This window comes from Pontibacter harenae (assembly GCF_020907245.1).
Lineage (GTDB): Bacteria > Bacteroidota > Bacteroidia > Cytophagales > Hymenobacteraceae > Pontibacter > Pontibacter harenae.
This window is the reverse complement of sequence record NZ_JAJJWH010000010.1, coordinates 82,155-103,940: the sequence shown is the minus strand read 5'-3', so window position 1 is coordinate 103,940 and position 21,786 is coordinate 82,155. Positions and strand designations below refer to the sequence as shown.

At 46.0% G+C, this 21,786-nt stretch carries 19 protein-coding genes; 13 read left to right on the top strand and 6 right to left on the bottom strand.

What is annotated here, in order from left to right:
• The first annotated feature begins 3 nt into the window (after positions 1 to 3).
• From LN893_RS07715 to LN893_RS07680, 8 genes are all read left to right on the top strand, one after another.
• The gene (locus LN893_RS07715; RefSeq protein ID WP_229969230.1) at positions 4 to 510 is read left to right on the top strand and encodes an NADH-quinone oxidoreductase subunit C; all 507 of its coding nucleotides are present in this window, start codon (positions 4 to 6) and stop codon (positions 508 to 510) included.
• Positions 511 to 553: 43 nt separating this feature from the next.
• A complete protein-coding gene (nuoD, locus tag LN893_RS07710; RefSeq protein ID WP_229969229.1) occupies positions 554 to 1,798 on the top strand; it encodes an NADH dehydrogenase (quinone) subunit D in 1,245 nt (414 codons plus the stop codon).
• Positions 1,799 to 1,853: 55 nt separating this feature from the next.
• Entirely contained in the window at positions 1,854 to 2,408 is a 555-nt protein-coding gene (nuoE, locus tag LN893_RS07705) for an NADH-quinone oxidoreductase subunit NuoE (protein WP_229969228.1), read from the top strand.
• Between the two features lie 149 nt (positions 2,409 to 2,557).
• Positions 2,558 to 3,904, top strand: coding sequence for an NADH-quinone oxidoreductase subunit NuoF (gene nuoF / locus LN893_RS07700; protein WP_229969227.1), 1,347 nt, complete (start codon positions 2,558 to 2,560; stop codon positions 3,902 to 3,904).
• A 283-nt stretch (positions 3,905 to 4,187) separates the two neighbouring features.
• On the top strand, positions 4,188 to 5,168 hold the full coding sequence (locus LN893_RS07695; protein ID WP_229969226.1) for an NADH-quinone oxidoreductase subunit G: 981 nt from the start codon (positions 4,188 to 4,190) through the stop codon (positions 5,166 to 5,168).
• Between the two features lies 1 nt (position 5,169).
• A complete protein-coding gene (gene nuoH / locus LN893_RS07690) occupies positions 5,170 to 6,237 on the top strand; it encodes an NADH-quinone oxidoreductase subunit NuoH (RefSeq protein WP_229969225.1) in 1,068 nt (355 codons plus the stop codon).
• An 83-nt stretch (positions 6,238 to 6,320) separates the two neighbouring features.
• Positions 6,321 to 6,830, top strand: a complete 510-nt coding sequence (locus LN893_RS07685; protein WP_229969224.1) for a NuoI/complex I 23 kDa subunit family protein — start codon at positions 6,321 to 6,323, stop codon at positions 6,828 to 6,830.
• Positions 6,831 to 6,834: 4 nt separating this feature from the next.
• The gene (locus LN893_RS07680) at positions 6,835 to 7,347 is read left to right on the top strand and encodes an NADH-quinone oxidoreductase subunit J family protein (RefSeq protein ID WP_229969223.1); all 513 of its coding nucleotides are present in this window, start codon (positions 6,835 to 6,837) and stop codon (positions 7,345 to 7,347) included.
• A 256-nt stretch (positions 7,348 to 7,603) separates the two neighbouring features.
• Here LN893_RS07680 and LN893_RS07675 read toward each other — a convergent pair whose 3' ends face one another.
• The gene (locus LN893_RS07675) at positions 7,604 to 8,632 is read right to left on the bottom strand and encodes a DUF6929 family protein (RefSeq protein ID WP_229969222.1); all 1,029 of its coding nucleotides are present in this window, start codon (positions 8,630 to 8,632) and stop codon (positions 7,604 to 7,606) included.
• Positions 8,633 to 8,974: 342 nt separating this feature from the next.
• Here LN893_RS07675 and nuoK point away from each other — a divergent pair, with 342 nt between their 5' ends.
• Genes nuoK through LN893_RS07655 form a run of 4 tightly spaced genes read left to right on the top strand, consistent with a single transcriptional unit; the run spans position 8,975 to position 14,208 of the window.
• Entirely contained in the window at positions 8,975 to 9,304 is a 330-nt protein-coding gene (gene nuoK, locus LN893_RS07670; protein WP_229969221.1) for an NADH-quinone oxidoreductase subunit NuoK, read from the top strand.
• Between the two features lie 41 nt (positions 9,305 to 9,345).
• Positions 9,346 to 11,307, top strand: a complete 1,962-nt coding sequence (gene nuoL, locus LN893_RS07665) for an NADH-quinone oxidoreductase subunit L (RefSeq protein ID WP_229969220.1) — start codon at positions 9,346 to 9,348, stop codon at positions 11,305 to 11,307.
• A gap of 12 nt (positions 11,308 to 11,319) precedes the next feature.
• Complete coding sequence (locus LN893_RS07660) at positions 11,320 to 12,783, top strand: complex I subunit 4 family protein (protein ID WP_229969219.1); 1,464 nt, start codon at positions 11,320 to 11,322, stop codon at positions 12,781 to 12,783.
• A 45-nt stretch (positions 12,784 to 12,828) separates the two neighbouring features.
• Positions 12,829 to 14,208, top strand: a complete 1,380-nt coding sequence (locus tag LN893_RS07655) for an NADH-quinone oxidoreductase subunit N (protein ID WP_229969218.1) — start codon at positions 12,829 to 12,831, stop codon at positions 14,206 to 14,208.
• Positions 14,209 to 14,452: 244 nt separating this feature from the next.
• Here the strand turns inward: LN893_RS07655 and LN893_RS07650 are convergent, their stop codons facing one another.
• From LN893_RS07650 to LN893_RS07640, 3 genes are all read right to left on the bottom strand, one after another.
• Positions 14,453 to 15,007 (bottom strand): hypothetical protein, encoded by a 555-nt coding sequence (locus tag LN893_RS07650; protein ID WP_229969217.1) that lies wholly within the window; start codon positions 15,005 to 15,007, stop codon positions 14,453 to 14,455.
• Between the two features lie 138 nt (positions 15,008 to 15,145).
• Positions 15,146 to 16,897, bottom strand: coding sequence for an aspartate--tRNA ligase (aspS, locus tag LN893_RS07645; protein WP_229969216.1), 1,752 nt, complete (start codon positions 16,895 to 16,897; stop codon positions 15,146 to 15,148).
• Positions 16,898 to 17,333: 436 nt separating this feature from the next.
• Positions 17,334 to 18,236, bottom strand: coding sequence for a glycerophosphodiester phosphodiesterase (locus tag LN893_RS07640; RefSeq protein ID WP_229969215.1), 903 nt, complete (start codon positions 18,234 to 18,236; stop codon positions 17,334 to 17,336).
• A 77-nt stretch (positions 18,237 to 18,313) separates the two neighbouring features.
• Here LN893_RS07640 and LN893_RS07635 point away from each other — a divergent pair, with 77 nt between their 5' ends.
• The gene (locus LN893_RS07635) at positions 18,314 to 19,942 is read left to right on the top strand and encodes a glycosyltransferase family 39 protein (protein ID WP_229969214.1); all 1,629 of its coding nucleotides are present in this window, start codon (positions 18,314 to 18,316) and stop codon (positions 19,940 to 19,942) included.
• A 601-nt stretch (positions 19,943 to 20,543) separates the two neighbouring features.
• Here LN893_RS07635 and LN893_RS07630 read toward each other — a convergent pair.
• On the bottom strand, positions 20,544 to 21,287 hold the full coding sequence (locus tag LN893_RS07630) for a DUF4184 family protein (RefSeq protein ID WP_229969213.1): 744 nt from the start codon (positions 21,285 to 21,287) through the stop codon (positions 20,544 to 20,546).
• A gap of 79 nt (positions 21,288 to 21,366) precedes the next feature.
• A complete protein-coding gene (locus tag LN893_RS07625) occupies positions 21,367 to 21,765 on the bottom strand; it encodes a GtrA family protein (protein WP_229969212.1) in 399 nt (132 codons plus the stop codon).
• Between the last annotated feature and the right edge of the window lie 21 nt (positions 21,766 to 21,786).

The window sequence follows — 21,786 nt, the reverse complement described above, 5'->3', positions numbered from 1 at the left end:
TAAATGGAGCTTACGAACGAAAACGTACTCGGCAAAATAATCAGCGAGTTTGGCGAAGAGAACATCAGGGACGCTTATAGCCCCGATGGCATCATGACCTTCACGACAAACCGTGAAACCATTATTCAGCTGATCAAATACCTGCACGACGATGAGGAACTTCAAATACGTTTCCTGACCACGATGTGCGGTATTCATTTTCCTGATCAGAAAGGCAGTGAACTGTGCATGATGTACCAGTTGCACAGCCTGCGCCATAACTACCGCCTCCGCATTAAGGTATTTATGCCAGCATCGGACCCTATTATGCCAACCCTGACGCAAGTTTACGCTACTTCGAACTGGATGGAGCGTGAGACTTTCGACTTTTACGGCATTAAGTTTACAGGCCACCCTAACCTGACACGCATCCTGAACATTGAGGAGATGGAGTACCACCCGATGCTGAAGCAATATCCGCTGGAGGACCAGACCAGGGAAGATAAGATAGATACGTATTTCGGACGTTAAGCCAGTTTGGCTGCCAAGCAGCTAACAATTAGAAAGGAAAACAATGGCTACTGAACATAAAACCGCTGAACTAACTGAGCTGGAGCAATTCCGTAAGGATCACGGCCTTGCCCTGCACGAAGAGCAGCAATTAACTACGCTGAACCTGGGGCCAACGCACCCAGCCACGCACGGTATTTTCCAGAACATACTCCAGATGGACGGTGAGAAGATTGTGGACGCAGTGCCAACAATCGGCTACATTCACCGTGCCTTCGAGAAAATAGCAGAACGCAGACCGTTCTACCAGATTACGCCGCTGACGGACCGCATGAACTACTGTTCTTCCCCTATCAATAACATGGGGTATCATATGACGGTAGAGAAGCTGTTAGGTATAACTATACCGAAGCGTGCTCAGTACATCCGCGTAATTATGATGGAGCTGGCCCGTATCTCCGACCATCTGATTTGTAACTCTATTTTGGGTGTGGACTCTGGTGCGTTTACGGGCTTCCTGTACGTGATGCAGGAGCGTGAGCACATCTACGATATATACGAGGAGGTTTGCGGTGCCCGTTTAACAACGAACATGGGCCGCATCGGCGGTATGGAGCGCGACCTTTCTCCAAAGGCCTTGCACCTGATCGGCGAGTTCCTTAAACGCTTCCCGAAAGTATGGGCGGAGTTTGAGAAAATGCTTACCCGTAACCGTATCTTCATCGATAGAACAACGGATGTAGGTGCTATCTCAGCAGAGCGTGCGTTGAACTATGGCTTTACAGGCCCTAACCTACGTGCTACAGGAGTAGACTACGATGTGCGTGTAATGAACCCGTATTCGTCTTATGAAGATTTCGAGTTCGAAATTCCTGTAGGCTCTAAAGGCGATACCTACGACCGCTTCCTGGTGCGTAACGAGGAAGTATGGCAAAGCTTGAAAATTATTGAGCAGGCTTACAAAAACCTGCCAGAAGGCTCTTACCACGCCGATGCACCGCATTATTATCTGCCTCCAAAGCAAGAAGTATACACCAACATGGAAGCCCTTATCTACCACTTTAAAATAGTGATGGGTGAGACAGACGCTCCAAAAGGAGAAGTATACCACAGCGTAGAGGGCGGTAACGGTGAATTAGGTTTCTACCTGATCAGCGACGGTGGCAGAACGCCTTACAGATTACACTTCCGCAGACCTTGCTTTATCTACTACCAGGCATACACTGAAATGATTAAAGGCGGCCAGCTGGCTGACGCCATCCTGACGCTGAGTAGCCTGAACGTGATTGCAGGAGAGTTGGACGCTTAATATTAAATACAGATTATCAGAGGCTGATGGCTTTTTGGTAAATTGAACTATAAAAATGGCAGAGACTATAAACGAAGTAAAGTTTTCTGATGCGGCCATGGCCGAAATTCAGCGCTATATTAGCCACTACCCAGAAGGCCGACAAAAGTCTGCTATTCTGCCTATCCTGCACATTGCGCAGGCAGAGTTTGGTGGCTGGGTTAGCCCTGAGGCAATGGACAGAGTGGCTGAAATCCTGAACATCCAGCCGATTGAAGTATACGAGGTGGCTACTTTCTATACTATGTTCAACCTAAAACCAGTTGGCAAGCATGTGTTAGAAGTATGCCGTACAGGCCCTTGCTGCCTTCGCGGTGCCGACCAGGTAATCGATATGCTAAAGCAAAAGCTGAACATTGAAGAAGGTGGAACAACAGCGGACGGAATGTTTACTCTAAAGCCAGTTGAATGCCTTGCTTCCTGTGGAACAGGCCCTATGCTGCAGGTACGCGAAAAGTACTACGAAAACTTAGATACAGAAGAGCGCGTGGATCAGTTTCTGGAAATGATGCGCAATTCTGAGGTAGAAACACCTTTTCATCAGCGGCCAGAAGCGAAAGAGCTAAACTAGACAAAAGACTATGTGACATAGGATATAAGACCTCTTTGAAATAAAAAATCTTTTGTCCTTCATCAAAAAATCCTTTGTCTGAATAGAGTAAGTAACCGAGTGAAATTGGTAAGCTTTAGAAAGTAACCCTTAAAATAAATCCTGTTACCATGGGACTTAAAATATTAACCGAACATATAAATGTACCTGGCATCGAGAAGCTGGAGGTATATCGTAAGCATGGCGGCTACCGCTCGGTAGAGAAAGCCCTGAAAACGATGACACCAGAAGAGGTGGTGGAAGAAGTGAAAACCGCTGGCCTGCGTGGCCGTGGTGGCGCTGGTTTCCCTGCAGGTATGAAATGGAGCTTCCTGGCTAAACCCGAGGGTGTTCCGCGTTACCTTGTTTGTAACGCCGACGAGTCGGAGCCTGGCACGTTCAAAGACCGCTATTTCATGGAGAAAACACCACACTCCCTGATTGAAGGTATGATTACGTCCAGCTATGCGTTAGGAGCCAACACTTCTTTTATCTATATCCGCGGTGAGCTGATGTTTATTCTGCGCATCCTGGAAAAAGCAATCGCAGAGGCTTATGCAGCTGGTCTGCTGGGCAAAAACATACTTGGTTCAGGTTATGACCTGGACCTGCATGTGGCCCCAGGTGGTGGCGCTTACATTTGCGGCGAGGAAACAGCTTTGCTGGAATCGTTGGAAGGCAAGCGTGGCAACCCGCGTAACAAGCCGCCATTCCCAGCTGTGAAAGGTTTGTTCGCCTCTCCTACTGTTGTAAACAACGTGGAAACTATATCTTCTGTGCCCTGGATTGTGAACAACACAGGTGCAGAATACGCCAATGTAGGGATAGGCCGCAGCACAGGCACCAAATTAATCTCAGCCAGCGGTAATATTAACAACCCTGGTGTTTACGAGATTGAGCTAGGTGTACCTGTAGAGGAGTTTATCTACTCTGATGAATACTGCGGTGGTATCTGGAAAGGCAAAGAACTGAAAGCAGTTGTACCAGGAGGTTCTTCTGTTCCTATTCTGCCAAAAGACCTGATTCTAAAAACGGCGGCTGGTGAGCAACGCCTGATGTCATACGAATCGTTATCGGACGGTGGTTTTGTGAGCGGCTCTATGCTGGGTTCAGGCGCTTTTATCGTGTTTGATGAAGACCAGTGCATCGTACGTAACACGTGGAACTACTCCCGCTTCTACCACCATGAATCATGCGGCCAGTGTAGCCCATGCCGTGAAGGTACAGGTTGGATGGAGAAAGTGCTGCACCGCATCGAGTACGGTCACGGACATCCGCAGGATATAGACCTGCTGGTAAGCGTGGCGAAGCAGATTGAAGGTAACACCATTTGCCCGCTAGGTGACGCAGCCGCATGGCCAGTTGCCGCCGCTATCCGCCACTTCCGCGAAGAGTTTGAGTGGCACATAAAGCACCCGAAAGAAGCAACAGCTCCAGGTGCCGTGTACAGAGGTCAACTGGCGACAGTAACCGCTTAAGGAGATATTAGACGCTAGATTTTTCTAAAATCTAGTGCTAAGTAAACTCCCCGCCTTAGACAAAGAGGAGTTGGGGGTGGTTGCAAAGCGGATCTGAAAATGTCCTCTTTCATGTCATATTGAAAGAAACTTGATTGAAGGGTGTTTAAGCAGATGCTACTCCTCAACAAGATTCTTACAGAATGACAAATAATTTGAAGTAAATAAGTATAGCTTAAATCGTTAGTTGCTCTGCTTTCATCCCGAAAAATGAACAACGAAAGACGAACAACGAAATATAAAAATGGCTAAAATAACTTTTGACGGTATTGAGGTAGAGGTAGAAGACGGAACTACCATTCTTCAGGCCGCTAGAAAAATAGGAGGCAATGTAGTACCTCCAGCCATGTGTTATTACGGACCATTGAAAGGCAGTGGCGGTAAGTGCCGTGTTTGCCTGGTAAAAGTAACACAGGGCTCTACAAGAGATCCTCGTCCTATGCCTAAGCTGGTAGCATCGTGCATTACGCAGGTGCAGGACGGCATGGTGGTAGAAAATACAACAAACGAAGACGTACTGAATGCCCGCAAAGGTATTGTAGAGATGCTGCTGATTAACCACCCGCTGGATTGCCCAATTTGCGATCAGGCTGGTGAGTGTAGTTTACAGGACCTTTCTTACGAGCATGGTGTAAGTGCTACCCGTTACGAGGAAGAGCGTCGCATATTCAATAAAGTAGACCTGGGTCCATACATCCAACTGCACATGACGCGCTGCATCCTTTGCTACCGTTGTGTTTACACCGCCGATCAGATAACTGAAAAGCGTGTGCATGGCGTGTTAGGTCGTGGTGATGCTGCAGAAATAGGTACGTACATCGAGAACGTAATCGACAACGATTTCTCAGGTAACGTGATTGACGTTTGCCCTGTAGGAGCTTTAACGGACAAGACCTGGCGCTTTAAGAACCGTGTTTGGTTTACAAAGCCTTTGGATGCGCACCGCGACTGCCCTACCTGCAGCGGAAAAGTAACCCTGTGGAACCGTGGCGAAACGGTGTTGCGTGTAACAGCTAGAAAAGACCAGTACAACGAGGTAGAGGAGTTTATCTGTAATACCTGCCGTTTCGATAAAAAAGAAATGAGCGACTGGACGATTGAAGGCCCGCGCCACATCGACAGGCAGTCTGTTATCTCGGCTAACCATTACGAGTTGCCAGTTATAAACGTGCCGATCGTACCGAATTTACCAGTATCTACTAAGAAAAACCTACCACAGGAATAAAATGGAGTCAGTAGACCTAATCTATAAAGCTGTATACATTCTGGCAATTTTTGGCATTACGCTACTAATTGCCACCTACTCTACCTACTTCGAGCGTAAGATAGCGGCCTTTATTCAGGACCGTGTGGGGCCAAACAGAGCTGGTCCTGCTGGCTTGCTACAACCACTGGCCGATGCTGGTAAACTGTTCTTCAAAGAAGAATTTATACCTGCCAAAGCCAATAAGGCGCTTTTCATCATTGGTCCTGGTGTGGCCATGCTGGTAGCTACCATGTCGAGTGCGGTTATACCTTTCGGCGATATGCTGCTGGTGGGTGGCCGTGAGGTTTGGCTACAGGCGATAGAAGTAAATATTGGAGTATTGTATGTATTTGGCGTTGTATCGTTAGGTGTATATGGCTTGATGATTGGTGGTTGGGCTTCGAACAACAAGTTCTCGTTGCTGGGTGCTATTCGTGCCGCTTCACAAAACATCAGCTATGAACTAGCCATGGGCTTGTCGCTTATTGCGGTGCTGATGCTGAGTGGTTCTCTTTCTTTAAGAGAAATAGCAGAACAGCAGCATGGCTTTAACTGGAACATCTGGTATCAGCCACTTGGCTTTGTCATCTTTCTGGTGTGTGCTTTTGCAGAAACCAACCGTACGCCTTTCGACTTACCTGAAAGTGAGGCCGAATTAATTGGCGGTTACCACACCGAGTACGGCTCTATGAAACTGGGTATGTACCTGTTTGCAGAGTATATCAACATCTTTGTAGCATCGGCAGTGATGGCAACTTTATACTTTGGAGCCTATAACTTCCCGTTCATGACAGAGTTGGAACTATGGTTAGCTGACGCAACCGAAAGTGTGGTTACAGCCAATAACATCGTAACTATGTTGGGGGTAGCCGTTATGTTTGCAAAAATCTTTATGTTCATCTTCTTCTTTATGTGGGTACGCTGGACATTGCCACGTTTCCGTTACGACCAACTGATGAAGCTGGGCTGGCAGATCTTAATTCCGCTTTCTATCTTGAATATAATTCTGACAGGTGGCGCAATTCTGCTGAAAGACTCTTTATTTTAAATTATAGTACCTAAACTTGAATGTTGACTGCCATATCTCTGTTAAAAGACAAGAAACACGACAACACTCATAAGCTGTAAGAAATGGAACCATTAACTAATAGAAGAAAGAACGTAGAGCAGAAGGAGATGACTTTCGCTGAGAAAGCCTACCTACCTGCTATTGCACAGGGCCTTGGCATTACGATAAAGCATTTCTTCAAAAAGAAAGCAACTATAAACTACCCAGAGGAAACCCGCCAGCGCAGCGATGTATGGCGTGGACTGCATGTACTGAAGCGCGACGAAGAAGGTCGTGAGCGTTGTACTGCCTGCGGTTTGTGTGCTGTGGCATGCCCTGCTGAAGCCATTACCATGACAGCTGGCGAACGCAAAACTGGAGAAGAGAAGCTTTACCGTGAAGAAAAATACGCTGTTACTTACGAAGTAAACATGCTGCGTTGCATTTTCTGCGGCCTATGCGAAGAAGCTTGCCCTAAGGCTGCCATCTTCCTGCAGGATGATAAGCTTGCCCCAGCACGATACGAGCGTGAAGAATTTATATACGGAAAAGACCGCCTGGTAGAACCGTTAAAAACCACCGAAACAAAATAACCCGATGACAGAGAATCTGTTTTACTTTCTTGCTTCGCTAACGCTGCTGTGCGCCCTGATGGTAGTAATATCAAAAAACCCTGTGCATAGCGTTATCTTTTTGATCGTTACGTTCTTCACCATTTCAGGACATTACATTCTGCTGAATGCGCAGTTCCTGGCAGCGGTGAACATCATTGTATATGCAGGCGCCATCATGGTATTGTTCCTGTTCGTGATTATGTTCCTGAACCTAGGTAAGAATGAGCGTGATGTCAAAACATCTACTTTAACCAAAATTGCGGGCACTATAGCTGGCGGCCTTTTATTTGTAGTGATGATTGCAGCGTTGAAAGATGCAGCTATTGCACCAGCCGTTGGCCCTTTCAATTCGCAGATAGGTATGGTGGAAAGTTTAGGTAAAGTACTCTTTACTCAATACCTATTACCGTTTGAGCTTGCCTCTATTCTGTTTTTGGTAGCGATGGTAGGTGCCGTAATGCTAGGAAAGAAAGAAGCAGGAGAAAGACACTTCTAAGAAGACTTTTTCATAGATGATAGATATAGGAAAGCCAGGGCGATAGCTCTGGCTTTTTTGTTTACTAAAAGCTACAGACGAAATGAAAAACAAAATTAGTGCTGGTGCGCGCTTGCAACTCGTACCTCCTTATCATTTGTTGTCAGCAAACCGTTGATAACAATATTATGATAGGAGCAAACAGAGGTTAGGAGCTGCAAACTCGCACCAGCGACAAGTAAATTAGCTAATGAAGAACTACACTTTGCCACTCTCCCTACTTCTCATCCTGGAACCTTACACGCAGCAGCTCTGAATGGCCTAAATCATCATCTGAAACAACTATAACCTCACACTGGCCTCGCTTCAGCTGACGTGTTACTACCAACGATTCTGCTTTGCCTTTGTAAGCCTGGCCGTTACTATCATTTATAACGGCAGTTGGAGCAGGAAACGGATTTTGTGGATCTGTAGCTCTTGATAATTCACCTAGAGGTATGAAACCAATAAAACTGCCGAGTACTTCTCCATCGTCTATAGCATTTAATGTGCTTTCTACAGATGCAGTAAAAAACAGTCTGTCATGGAAAACGTGAGCACCCGAAAAACCAGCTTTAAAATACTGCAGTTGGGGAAGCGAAAAGTAAAAAGCAGCCGTGGCAGGCAGATCTCCGCCTTCCATCAGATACGAAATAAAAGAAGGAGCTTCAGCACGAAAAAGTATGTTTTTAGCCCCGCCGTACGCTCTTTGCAGGAAATATACATGTGTATCATCTATGGTAACGCCTTCCAGGTTCAGTTGCTGGGCACCCTGTTTGTCCAGTATCTGCTGCAGAAACACGTACAAGCGGTTCAGGCCAATTTCCATCACTTCAAAATTTTCCGACATCCTTACCACAAAGCCCTTGTTACGGGCAGGGCTGGAGCCAGAACCGAGCAGCAGCAGGTAATCTTCGTTTTTATACTTAAAGCGGCTCATGCACTCCAAGTCGGGTTTAAGCGCTTTAGGAATACGGCCTGTGGAGAAATCCGAGGTCTCGAACAGCGGGTACTGCGACACCTGGTTATACTGCATATCCAGCATGTAGAGGTAAGGCGAATCATCTCCCACTATATAAAAACTGTTGGAATAAAAAGACTCTATACCTGAGGCGGAAGGCAGGTTCTCATAGAATTTCTTCGATTCAATAACAGCCAGAGGCGTGACTGCCATAGCAGCAGTACTGCTGCTGGTGTTGGTTTGCAGACAAGATTCCAAAACAAAGGCTAAAACAAGTATAAAAATAATGATTAGCTGTGAGCGCATAGGTAACAAAAGGTTAGACAAAGTATAGTGAGCCCCTCCGAAATGGTTTCAGAAGCAGCTTATCGATAAGTACGGCAAAAGCAGCCAAAGAGGTAAAGTAGCGCCTAAGGAGTCATGGCCTGAAAAGAGGCAACTATGACTATAAAGGTTTCTGTGGTGAGTAGCTAAAGTAGCAGAAAATGGTTCTGGAGCAGCAGCAGCGGCAAATAACAGAGGTTTAGTGTGGAAACGAAGCGAGTAATAAGAATAGAAAATATGTTATGTATTTAGCAAAATTGGGATAACTTTGCAACTTGATTTTTGGATTGTAATAAACCAGTAATACGTTCAGTTCCACAGAAAATGAACCAAATACCTGAGGTTATCAGAACCGTTCCGCTTGAGTATTATTTATACTTCAGCACAGCACTTTTTGTTATAGGCGTGATTGGTGTACTTACCAGGCGCAATGCTATTGTCATTTTCATGTGCGTTGAGCTAATGCTGAATGCAGTAAACGTGCTACTTACAGCCTTTGCTTCTTACCGCTCCGACGCCAGCGCACAAGTGTTCGTGTTCTTTATTATGGCGGTGGCGGCCGCAGAAGTATGTGTGGGACTTGCTATTATCGTAATGACCTACCGCAACATACGCTCTACAGATGTGCAGCTGCTGAACTACCTGAAGTGGTAACGGTTTCCTTTTTCACCCTGAATCTTAAACACCTAACATAAATGCAAGAGATAGTAATGCCCATCAATAACCAAGACATGGCACTGCTCTGTTTGCTCATTCCGCTTCTGCCGCTGCTGGGCTTTATCGTGAACGGACTTGGCAACCGTAAAATTGCCAAGGGCTTGGTCGGACTGATTGGTAGTGGCACGGTGCTGGCCTCCTTCCTCATTTCGATTTACCTGTTCCTGCAGTTTAAGGCCAACGGCAGCCAGCCTTACCTGGTCGATTACTACGACTGGATAACAGCAGGTACGCTAAGAATTGGTTTCTCTTTTATGATAGACCAGCTCACGCTGCTGATGATGCTGATGGTAACAGGTATCGGTTTCCTGATACACGTTTACTCGGCTGGCTATATGAGCCACGACGAGAACTTCGGGAAATTCTTCGCTTTTATCAACCTGTTCATGTTCTCAATGCTGCTGCTCGTAATGGGCTCTAACTACGTGATGATGTTCGTAGGATGGGAAGGCGTAGGACTTTGCTCTTACCTGCTCATCGGCTTTTGGAACAAGAATACCAACTATAACAATGCCGCTAAGAAAGCTTTCGTGATGAACCGTATCGGTGATTTAGGCTTCTTATTAGGTATATTTTTGATCTTCATCACCTTCGGAAGTGTAAGTTACCCACAGGTGTTTTTAGCCGCCAGCAACTATACAGGCATCGATACACCTGTGATGATTGGCATTACGCTGCTGCTTTTTGTAGGTGCCATGGGTAAAAGTGCCCAGATTCCTTTGTTTACCTGGCTACCAGACGCGATGGCAGGCCCGACCCCAGTTTCAGCCCTGATTCACGCGGCAACCATGGTAACAGCGGGTATTTACATGGTGCTTCGCTCGAACGTGCTGTACGTGCTGGCTCCAACTACACTCGATGTAATTGCATATATTGGTTTAGCTACTGCCTTGCTGGCTGCTACCATCGGTCTGGCACAAAACGATATCAAAAAGGTACTTGCCTACTCCACTGTCAGCCAGTTAGGTTATATGTTCCTGGCATTGGGTGTAATGGCTTTTACTTCTTCTATTTTCCACGTACTTACGCACGCATTCTTCAAAGCCTTGCTGTTCCTTTGCGCTGGTAGCGTGATCCATGCTATGAGCAACGAGCAGGATATGCGCAGCATGGGCGGCCTTCGTAAAGTACTTCCGATTACGTTCATCACTTTCCTAATCGGTACTCTGGCAATTTCAGGTATACCGCCGTTTGCAGGTTTCTTCTCTAAAGACGAGCTGCTGGCGCACGTATACGAGCACAGCAAAGTGATGTGGGCTTTTGGTGTACTGGCCTCTTTCATGACGGCATTCTATATGTTCCGCGCTGTGTTCCTGACCTTCTTCGGAGAGTTTAGAGGTACCGAGGCACAACGCAGCCACCTGCACGAATCGCCTGCCTCTATGACCATTCCGCTGATCGTTTTGGCTATACTTTCAACCATAGGTGGTTTTATAGGTATGCCAGAGATTTTCGGAACAGAACACGTACTGGCGAATTACTTAGCTCCTATCTATACCTTTGCCCGTAACAGCGGCAATGCCATAGCCTTAGAACCAGCTCAAATTGACCACGCCACAGAATACATGCTGATGGCAATTTCGGTAGGTGTGGCTGTGGTAGCGACCATTATTGCCTACGTGATGTACGTGAGCAAAAACACAAGACCTGCCGCTGAAGGCGAACGCCTGGGTGGACTGCACAGCCTGATTTACAACAAATACTACATCGACGAGATTTACAATGTCATCATCGTTCGTCCGCTGATGTGGCTTTCCAGTGCCTTCCACCGCTTTATAGATGTTATTGTGGTAGATGGTATTGTGAATGGCTTCGGCAAATTGGTGGTACTGAGCGGAAACGTGTTGCGCTACGCACAAAGCGGCGTGATTGGTTTTTATGTGCTCGTGATGGTGTTCAGCATCGTGCTGATTCTATTTTTAAACTTCTTTATCGGATAAGGTTCTTAGAAGATGATAACAGCTCTATTACTTTTCTGGCCTGCCTTAGCTGCCCTTCTGGTGCTGCTGATAAAAGGACAGGGAGCCAAGAAAGTGGCATTTATCGCAGCTCTGGTGGAGTTTGCGCTGGCTTTATACGCTATCTCAGCTTTTGATGCTTCCCGCGGGTTAGCACAGGGCGTGCTCAATTTCCCTTGGGTAGAAAGCGCAGGCATTAGTTTCCACATCGGCATGGATGGCATTAGCCTATTGATGGTGCTGCTGACAACCTTCCTGGTGCCGCTTATCGTGCTTTCCTCTTTTAAGCACGACTATAAAGACCCGAACGTTTTCTACGCCCTGATCCTGTTTATGCAGACGGGCCTGATTGGTGTGTTTGTGGCGATGGATGCTTTCCTATTCTACTTCTTCTGGGAAGTAGCACTTATTCCGATCTATTTTATCGCCGCTATCTGGGGCGGTGCCAACCGAGTGCCTGTTACGTTTAAGTTCTTCGTGTATACCATCTTCGGCTCGTTTTTCATGCTGGCTGCTTTTGTATACTTATACTTCCAAACAGGTCCTGCAGGTGCTGCGGCTCACTCTTCCAACATCAACGCCTTCTATCAGCTTTCTTTAGATACAGGCACACAGAGCTGGATTTTCTGGTTCCTGTTTATCGCTTTCGCTATTAAAATGCCTGTGTTCCCGTTTCATACCTGGCAGCCCGATACTTATACAGAGTCTCCTTCACAGGCCACTATGTTACTGGCTGGTATTATGCTGAAGATGGGTATCTACGGTGTATTGCGCTGGCTGCTGCCAGTGGTACCGCTTGGCGTAAGCGAATGGTCTGAACTGGTGCTGATACTTTCCATTATTGGCATTGTGTACGGTTCTATTATCGCTATTCGTCAGCGCGACATGAAGCGCTTGATCGCCTACTCCTCTTTTGCACACGTGGGTTTGATTGCAGCAGGTGTCTTTACTTTGAACGATCAGGGCTTGCAAGGCGGTGTAATCCAGATGCTGAGCCATGGTATAAACGTAGTTGGACTGTTCTTCATTATCGACATTATCGCTAGCCGTACGAATACGAGAGAGATCAGCAACCTGGGCGGTATTACACAGACAACACCAGCTTTATCCATCTTCTTTATGATTTTGCTGCTGGGTTCTGTAGCACTACCGCTTACTAACGGATTCGTGGGTGAATTTCTGCTGCTGTCTGGTGTGTTTCAGTACAATGCCTGGTTTGGCGCTGTAGCTGGCTTGACCATTATATTGGGTGCCGTGTACATGCTGCGCATGTTCCAGGGTGTGATGTTCGGTACCAGAAGCACTTATACTGAGAACTTCACAGATCTTACACTGAACGAAAAAGCAGTGCTTATCCCGTTGGTGATCATGGTATTCTGGATTGGTTTGTTCCCGAATATGTTCCTGAGCATTTCAGAGCCTGCTGTTGGGCAGCTGCTGAATATCATTAACCGATAGGTAAGGCATCTATTTTAATAAGAGTATCACAGGAAATAATACGACATGACTTCGATCATACTTCTATCCGTTTTCGGCATCATCAACCTCTTCGTAGGTTTCATGAAGTCAAAGAGGATACTGCTGCCATTGGCGCTGCTCTTCCTGCTAGTGGTTTTTGGCGCAAACATTTTAAACTGGGACAATACGCAGAGCTACTTCAACAACATGCTTACCATCGACAACTATGCGGTGGCGTTTACGGGCGTGATGGTGCTGACAACGATGCTGCTGCTGCCTTTCTCGCAGAACTATGTAGAGGAAGCGAACGAGAATCTGGCTGAGTTTTACTCTCTGCTGCTTTTTGCTTTGGTGGGAGGCGTAATGATGGTGAGCTACGAGAACCTGCTGATGCTTTTTATAGGTATAGAAGTGCTCTCCATTGCCATGTACGTGCTGGCTGGTAGCCGAAAAGGCAGCCTGCGCTCCAACGAAGCTTCGCTGAAGTACTTCCTGATGGGCGCTTTCTTTACAGGTATTCTGCTGTTCGGTATCGTGCTGATTTACGGTGCGACAGGCACTTTCAACATTACAGAGATCGGCGATGCGCAAAGAGCGACAGACGGTGTAACAAACACCATGTTTCTACTTGGCCTGCTGTTGCTGGTAATCGGTATCTCCTTTAAAATATCAGCTGCTCCGTTCCACTTCTGGACTCCAGACGTGTATGAAGGTGCCCCTACCCTTTTCACTTCGTTTATGTCTACCGTAGTGAAAACAGCTGGTGTGGCCGCTTTCTTTAAACTGCTGTGGAATGCTTTCCCTTTGGCTTCAGACTGGTTCCCGACGATCATTGCTATTACTGTACTGACGCTGGTGGTAGGAAACATTGGCGCAGCCGTACAGAAAAGTGCAAAACGTATGTTGGCCTACTCCAGTATCTCGCACGCAGGTTATATGCTGATGGCGCTCGTAGCCTTCAACCAAAGCTCTGATTCTTCTATCTTCTTCTACTCTATTTCTTACGCTGCCGCTACCGTAGCCGCTTTTGGTGTACTGCAGTATGTAAGCAGCCAGCGTGGAGGCGAGACATTTGAAGCATTCAACGGCTTGGGCAAAACAAACCCACTACTGGCTTTTGCCATGACGGTGTCCATGCTTTCGTTGGCTGGTATACCGCTTACAGCTGGCTTCTTCGGTAAGTTCTTCGTGTTCTCTGCAGTAGTTCAAGACCCGAACCTGATGTGGCTAATTATAGTAGCTGTTATTCTGGCAGCTGTTGGTATTTACTACTACTTTAAAGTAGTAATTGCGATGTATATGCAGCCAGCTGGTAACCATGCCCGAGTGCAGGTAGGCAGCTTCGCCTCTTTCATGCTGATCTTTATTTCTGTACTTACCATTCTGCTAGGTATAGTCCCAGGTCTAGTAAGCGATTTGATCTAGAAGTATCTTAACTTATAATAGGAAAGGCTGCCAAATGGCAGCCTTTTTTGTTTTGTTGGTAGACGCTAATATTGGTTTTTACCAGAAGTGTAGAACTCATCTCCCCTTAGGAAAATCTTTCACGGGAAGTACTTATACGTTTCAAAACATTATACACTAAGGTTGAACAGAGCGGCAACTGTTGGTTACCTATGACAACAGGTTTATGATGTTTTTTGGCTCTTATTGTGAAGTTTTTACTACTTCAAAAAGATTCAAAAGTTAGCCCTTTCAGTTTCTCCTTTCGCATCTTTTCCTTGGTTAAAGGTGCAACTACAATGATTGGATGTAGTGGACTATCATGTTTTCCCATTCTTCCGCCAAACAATAAATCAGATCGATAAAAACCATCTTGTAACGGCCCTATAATTCTTTCAGTATCTACCTTATAATCAACTACAGTTCTATACTGACTACATTTGTCGCAAAATTCCTCTACTAAATTAGCAGTAAAGGGAATCAATTTATCATGTACAATTATTTGATAGAAACCTAGATTCCCTTCTAACTCTTTAAATAAGATGTTATTGTAGTTATTACGATTACAAAATTCCTTAAATCTTAATGAAGCAATTGCTATTCCATCGTAAGTATAGGAAAGATCAAAGCTTTTCCTTTTAATCTTGAATAGATTGTTTATTTGTTGGTATTCTGTTCGATAACCACAGCCATCGCATTTACTAGGTTTTACAAGAACATCTAATTCATTAAACATCTCTGAATCATTGTCTTGTCCAAATAAAGCATATCCCAAAACCATCTTTTTTATTTAGATGCAAAACAACTTACGAAACTTTAAAAACTGACACAGTTTGAAAGTAATCAATATCCTCGTCAAACAGAAAAGCCCCTGCCGCTAACTACAGCAACAGGGGCTATTCTATATCCAGAGCAAGAGTTACTTCTTCTTCACATCAATAGAGAGTTCATCTAACTGTGCAGGGGCAATCGGAGATGGAGCATCTATCATGACATCGCGGCCTGAGTTGTTTTTCGGGAAGGCGATGAAGTCGCGGATGGAGTCGGCACCACCGAACAGCGAGCAAAGCCTGTCGAAACCGAAGGCGATACCACCGTGAGGAGGCGCACCGTATTCAAAAGCATTCATCAGGAAGCCAAACTGGTTCTGCGCCTCTTCTGGCGTAAAGCCTAATAGACCAAACATCTGCGCTTGTAGCGTGCGGTCGTAAATACGGATAGAACCACCGCCTACTTCCACACCATTGATCACCATATCATAGGCATTGGCGCGAATAGCACCCGGGTCTGTGTCTATAAGATGCAGGTCTTCAGGTTTAGGCGACGTGAACGGGTGGTGCATGGCGTGGTAACGCTGCGTTTCCTCGTCCCACTCCAGTAGCGGAAAGTCCACTACCCAAAGTGGCGAGAACACATTTTTATCGCGCAGGCCAAGTTGCTCACCCATCTCCAGGCGCAGCTCGTTCAAGGCTTTACGTGTTTTGTCTGCTGCACCAGCTAAAACTAAAATCAAATCACCTGGCTCGGCATCAAAAGCAGTTGCCCATGCCTGCAGGTCTTCTGGTGAATAAAATTTATCTACCGATGATTTTACGCTGCCGTCTTCCTGCACACGCGCATATACCAAGCCTGTAGTACCAACCTGCGGACGCTTCACAAAATTTGTCAGCTCGTCTAGTTGCTTACGGGTATAGCTGGCGGCTCCTTTGGCGTTGATACCAACTACCAACTCGGCATCGTCAAACACTTTGAAGCCTTTATTCTTTACTACATCGTTCAGCTCTACAAACTGCATCCCGAAGCGGGTATCAGGTTTATCAGAACCATAAAGTCGCATCGCATCGGCATAGGTCATGCGAGGCAGTTCTTCTATCGTTACGCCTTTTACCTCCTGGAACAGGTGGCGGATAAAACCTTCGAAAGTATTCAGAATATCTTCCTGCGTGATAAAAGCCATTTCGCAGTCTATCTGCGTGAATTCAGGCTGGCGGTCGGCACGGAGGTCTTCGTCGCGGAAGCATTTTACAATCTGGAAATAGCGGTCGAAGCCCGATACCATCAGCAGCTGCTTAAATGTCTGCGGCGATTGCGGCAGTGCGTAGAACTCGCCAGGGTTCATGCGGCTTGGTACCACAAAGTCACGGGCTCCTTCTGGCGTTGATTTTATCAGCACAGGCGTTTCCACCTCAATAAAGCTCAAGCCATCGAGGTAGTTGCGGGTTTCGCGCATCATGCGGTGGCGCAGTTCCAGGTTTTTACGAACGGGCGTACGGCGCAGATCCAGGTAGCGGTACTTCATGCGCAGGTCGTCGCCGCCGTCAGTCTCGTCCTCGATCAGGAAAGGCGGCAGCTTGGCTGGGTTCAGCACTTCCAGTGCCGTCACCTTCACCTCTATGTCACCTGTGGCTATTTTATCGTTCTTTGAATAGCGCTCTATAACGTTACCTGTGGCTTTTATCACATACTCGCGGCCCAGTTCGCGTGCCTGATCAAACAGTTCGGCGGCAGATACGCCTTCTTCAAAAGAAAGCTGCGTTATGCCGTAGCGGTCGCGTAAATCAATCCAAAGCATGCCGCCTTTATCGCGGAGGCGCTGCACCCAGCCAGTAAGTACAACCTCCTGCCCTACGTTCTCGATGCGTAAGTCGCCACAAGTATGAGTTCGAAGCATAGTATATTTCAAATATTATTTACCGCAAAGGTAAGGATTTGTAAGTATAGAGTATAGGATAAAGATAAAGCAGATATTCTAAAAGCCAATATTTGCTATGAGAACACATATTTATAAGTTAGTAAAACAGCGCCCGTCTAATTTTCTAACCTTTTTGATCTAGTTTAGCTTATTTCATTCTGCTGGTTTTTCGCCTCGCTGGCTGGGCCTTACTTTTCTCCTTGATGAGAAAAGTAAGCAAAAGAATCAAGACGATTTTGAATAGAGGGCCCCTTCCCCCACTCGCTGACCGCTCAAACAAAAAATCGTCGTTAGTGCACCTGGCAAAAGTTTTTTGCTTTGTAGCAGAAATCAGCTTTATACTTGCCCCAAATTCCTTAATCTTAGAAATTGCTTAGCATGACCAAGTATCTAAATTCATCAACAGTTGTTGAGTTCAATCAACCATGGAGCGCATGGTTTCTACGTTGTTTACTTGTATCGCATCGGGCTCCAAGCTTAGCATTTTGGCGATGCGGGAGCGGGACTTGCCGCCGAACAGCACTACTTGTAGGTTATGCTGCCGTGCCTCCTGCACCTGTGCTTCGGTTACTTCTTTACCGTTGGCACAAACGCCATCAAAATTATGCTCCAGTATCTGCTGAAGCGCCTCCTCAAAGTTACCACCTGTATCTATCATCAACGTACTCCTTGGCTCCACCTCACGAAAAGCCTCCAAAAAATCAGGATTGGGCGAAATGAAAACCAGCTTCTCCTGCGGTACTTTATACTTGTTTAGCAAAGCCATCAGGGTTTGGGCGTAGTACTGGTGCCTTGCTGGGTTGTGGTTGCGCAGGTCGATGTGCAGGTGCGGAAAAGTACCGTAGGTGCTAAACCGCTGCAGGAGTGCTTCTAAAGTGATTATTTTCTCATCATGAAAAAGTTCGTATACAAAGCCACCCGTATAGCGCAGCCCCACTACTTCGCTGGCTGGCAGGTCTTCTATTTTTCCCTGCTTCTCCGTCATCGACTCCAAGTCTACGTCGTGGTACAGAATCGGCACCCCGTCCTTGCTCAACTGCACATCTACCTCCACACCATCGGCTCCGTCGTCCTCAATGGCTTCCACAATAGAAGCCATACTATTAGGTGGTAGCGGATTAAAAGGAAAAAGCGGTGAGAAGAACCCAGAACCAGCATGGCCCAGCACCAGCGTATTGGCCCCTTTTCCGTTAGCCGAAAGGCCGAAAAGAAAGTAATAGCCTACACCCAGTGCAATAGCCAGTACCGCTAAACCTGCCCATATAAAACCTTTTGATTTGCCAGAGGACTTCTGACTTTTTGTGGGTGTAAAGTTCATTCACAAATTTATGCACTACAGGCTTAAGGTAACACCATTTTTTTTGACTTACTTTAATTTTGCATTTTCAGATTAGTATGAAGCTTTCATCCACTTCGTCGCTTAACAGTAGCACTTCAAACCAGCTGCAAGACAACCCGATGCCACCTGCCCGCTACATGGTGCCGCTATCAGTTATACTTTTAATTGCTTTGGCAGTGCGTTTGCTGGCAGCCTTTTTCTCGAAGGGTTTTGCCTTTCACGACGATCATTTTGATGTTATAACGATTGCACAGGGCTGGCTGAATGGCTTGCCATACTGGCTCCACGAAGACCTGCCGCCGCGCCACAGTATGTTTTATACCGGCATCCACTATGGCATTCTATACCTGCTGGAAAGTATAGGCATTACCAGTCCTGACGGTAAAATGACAGTTATTCGCCTGTTGCACGGGCTATATTCGCTACTGGTGGTGTACTATGGCTATAAAATAACAGAAGAGCTTTCGAATAAAGCCAATGCCCGCATTGTGGGACTGATACTGGCGCTACTTTGGTTTATGCCCTTTATGAGTGTGCGCAATTTGGTGGAGATGGTATGCATTCCGCCTTACCTAGCTAGCTTTTACCTCATGATCAGGAAAACAGAAAAAGGGGTGGTTATGCGTTATTTCTGGGCAGGTGTGTTGTTCGGGGTGGCTTTTGTAATTCGTTACCACACGGTACTTTTTGCAGCTGGCGCAGGATTGGCCTTGCTCTACAACAGGCAGTGGCGCGAAATCCTTTTCCTGATTCTGGGCTTTCTAGTTAGCGCCACCATCATTCAAGGCACCATTGATATTAGCTTCTTTAATTACCCTTTTCATTCTATAGTTGCTTACTTTTTGTACAACTCCGAAAACGCAAACAACTTCAGTACTGGCCCTATATATAGGTTTTTGCTTACTATACTTGGCTTTTTGGTGCCACCAGTAAGCGTTTTCCTGCTGATTGGCTACTCCCGAACAACCAAACTGTCGCCGATGCTGTTTTGGGGTGGAGTAGTGTTTTTTGTGGCGCACTCGCTTTTCCCGAACAAGCAGGAGCGTTTTATACTGCCGCTCTTTCCCGTGCTTATCATTCTGGGCGTGATTGGCTGGCAGGGTTTTGTTCGCTACTCCGATTTCTGGCGCAATCGCAAAAAACTGCTGGCTGCCAGTTGGGCCTTCTTTTGGATATTAAATATTGGCGTAGCTATTGGCATGGCGCTTACCTATACAAAAAAAAGTCGCATTGCGCCGCTCGTGTACTTATCTGAAAAAGAAGACATGGATGCCGTACTGCTGGAGTTTGGTAACCACGGCACCAAAATGCCACCGCTCTTTTACCTGAACAGAAGCCTAGCGGCACAATACGAGGAGTACGACTTGAACGACAAGCGTGTGTGGGGGCCTTATAAAGATGGCTCTACTCCTTTTCCTGACGACTTTGTAATGGTATATAACCTGAACTGGGACAAGCGTGTAGACAGGCTGGCCAATGAAATTGGGAGTATGCCTTTCAAACCAGACTATGTAGTGGTGGTGGGTACCGACGACATTCCGCAGCGCATGGAACGTATTCAAAGCCTGTATCCAAAGCTTAAGCTCAAGCATACTATAGAACCCTCGCTCTACGACCAGGTGCTGCACAAGCTTAACCCTAGGGTACATAAAGATGAGTTGGTAAGGATTTATAGGGTTTTGTAAAGTCTCGGTATTTATGTCTCTCTCTTAGTTAATTCTTGTCTTTGCTAGCGTAGCTGCTGTTCATCCTCAGCTTTACAGACCTCTAGTTTTATAGTTAATTTTGTGCGCTCCAAGTCCGCGGGGACTCGTTTTCCCATTCAGCGCTGCTTTCGTTTCCTGCTTTACGGCTGCCGCTACCGCGGCACCAGAAACTCTCGAGGCGCTTCATGGAAAAACTGGGAAAGTTTTTTCTCTTCGATTAGCAATGAAAAAGTACTTGCTTTGGCCCAATCGATAACTTAATCCAGTACCATATCTCTTTCTTACTTTAACTATGAAGTATGAGGTCCTGGCCAAGTGCGCCAACGATGATTTTTTGTTTGAGCATTCAGCGAGTTCAATATGGTCTTGATTCTTTTGCTTACTTTTCTCCTTGATGAGAAAAGTAAGGCCTAGACGGCGAGGCGAAAAGCCAGTAGAATGAATAAAGGATGAATATTATTAAGGGAAGTCGCAGAGAAGAATTGCTAAATTGTAAGTAAACTGGATGTTATTGTACTAATTAACAGCCATTAAGATAGTGTGCGACATTTTAATTCCACAAAAACACCGTTAGCAAAAGCTACTCGCATGAGCTTACCTTCAGCGCTTCTATCACAGCAGGAGCTACAACTATTCCTGTCAACACACCCGCTATGCCAATCACAATTACATTACCGTACTGCCTGTAGTCTAATCCAGTACCTAGTCTTATTATTATCACTACTAAAGCAGTTAGAACAACACATAGCCAATAAACTCTTTTGTTGGACAAAGTAGCTACTCCTCCTCCTTTTGGTAATTGCATAATAGCATAAGCTATTATAAGCGCTCCTAACAATGAACTACCATGCTGCAGTATTTTATATAGAGGTACCTCAAGGTTTCCCACCTGCACGACATGAGATAAAACTGATAACTGCTCCACAAACAAACCATGCTCATGTGTAAAACCATCCCACAATACATGCGAAAGCGCCCCAATTACAGTAGAGGCTATCACTATAGAAGAGTGCTTTTGAAAGGTCTCTGTCCAACTCATATCTTTTGTCCATTTAAGCCTTTGGCTAATGAAAGTTGGTAAGTTAGCTATCAGAGCATCTCTAACTAAGAGATGAAAAACGAAGGCAATAGCCAAAGCTAGAGGAACATCAAACCAAAATATACCTGCCCAGGTGTGGCTGTAGATACTATAAACCCTTAGCCTCATAAAATACTCAAGATCGGGAGCAATAGACCCAGCGACAAGACCAGTTAATGAAACCCACCTCTTCGGAAGATAAGCCAGTGGCAACACAACAGCAGGGTGAGAGAAAGTAAAAGGCATACGCTTAACTAATATAGTTTAATCTTGGGCGTGATCATAGCTATAAGTTTGTAAACCTGCCACAGCCTGTAACCTCTCTCTACCTCCCTACAAAAGTAAAAAAGTAATTCAGCGTGAAATTCCAGAGGAAGACGATGAAGGTGGCGCTGAGTTTGGAGAAGTAGAAATTGAGCCTGAGCTTTTCCGTCATCACGAAGATAATCAGGTTATTTAGCGCCAGCCCTACTAAAGCTACCCCCATAAACTTGCCAAACTGCCAACCAACATCAGGATCTGTGCTGTGGAAAGTATAGATGCGGTTCAGGTAGTAATTGTCCGTGACAGCCACTACAAAGCCACAGCTATTGGCTATGTACTTGTTCCACCTCAGTTTCTCCTTCGCTAGGTAAGTAACACCAAAGTCGAGTGCTGTGCCCGACAAACCGACAATGCCGAATTTGAATAACTTCAGGAAAAAAGAATCTACACTAAAGGGCATCTAGGGTTGCTTTGGCTTTGT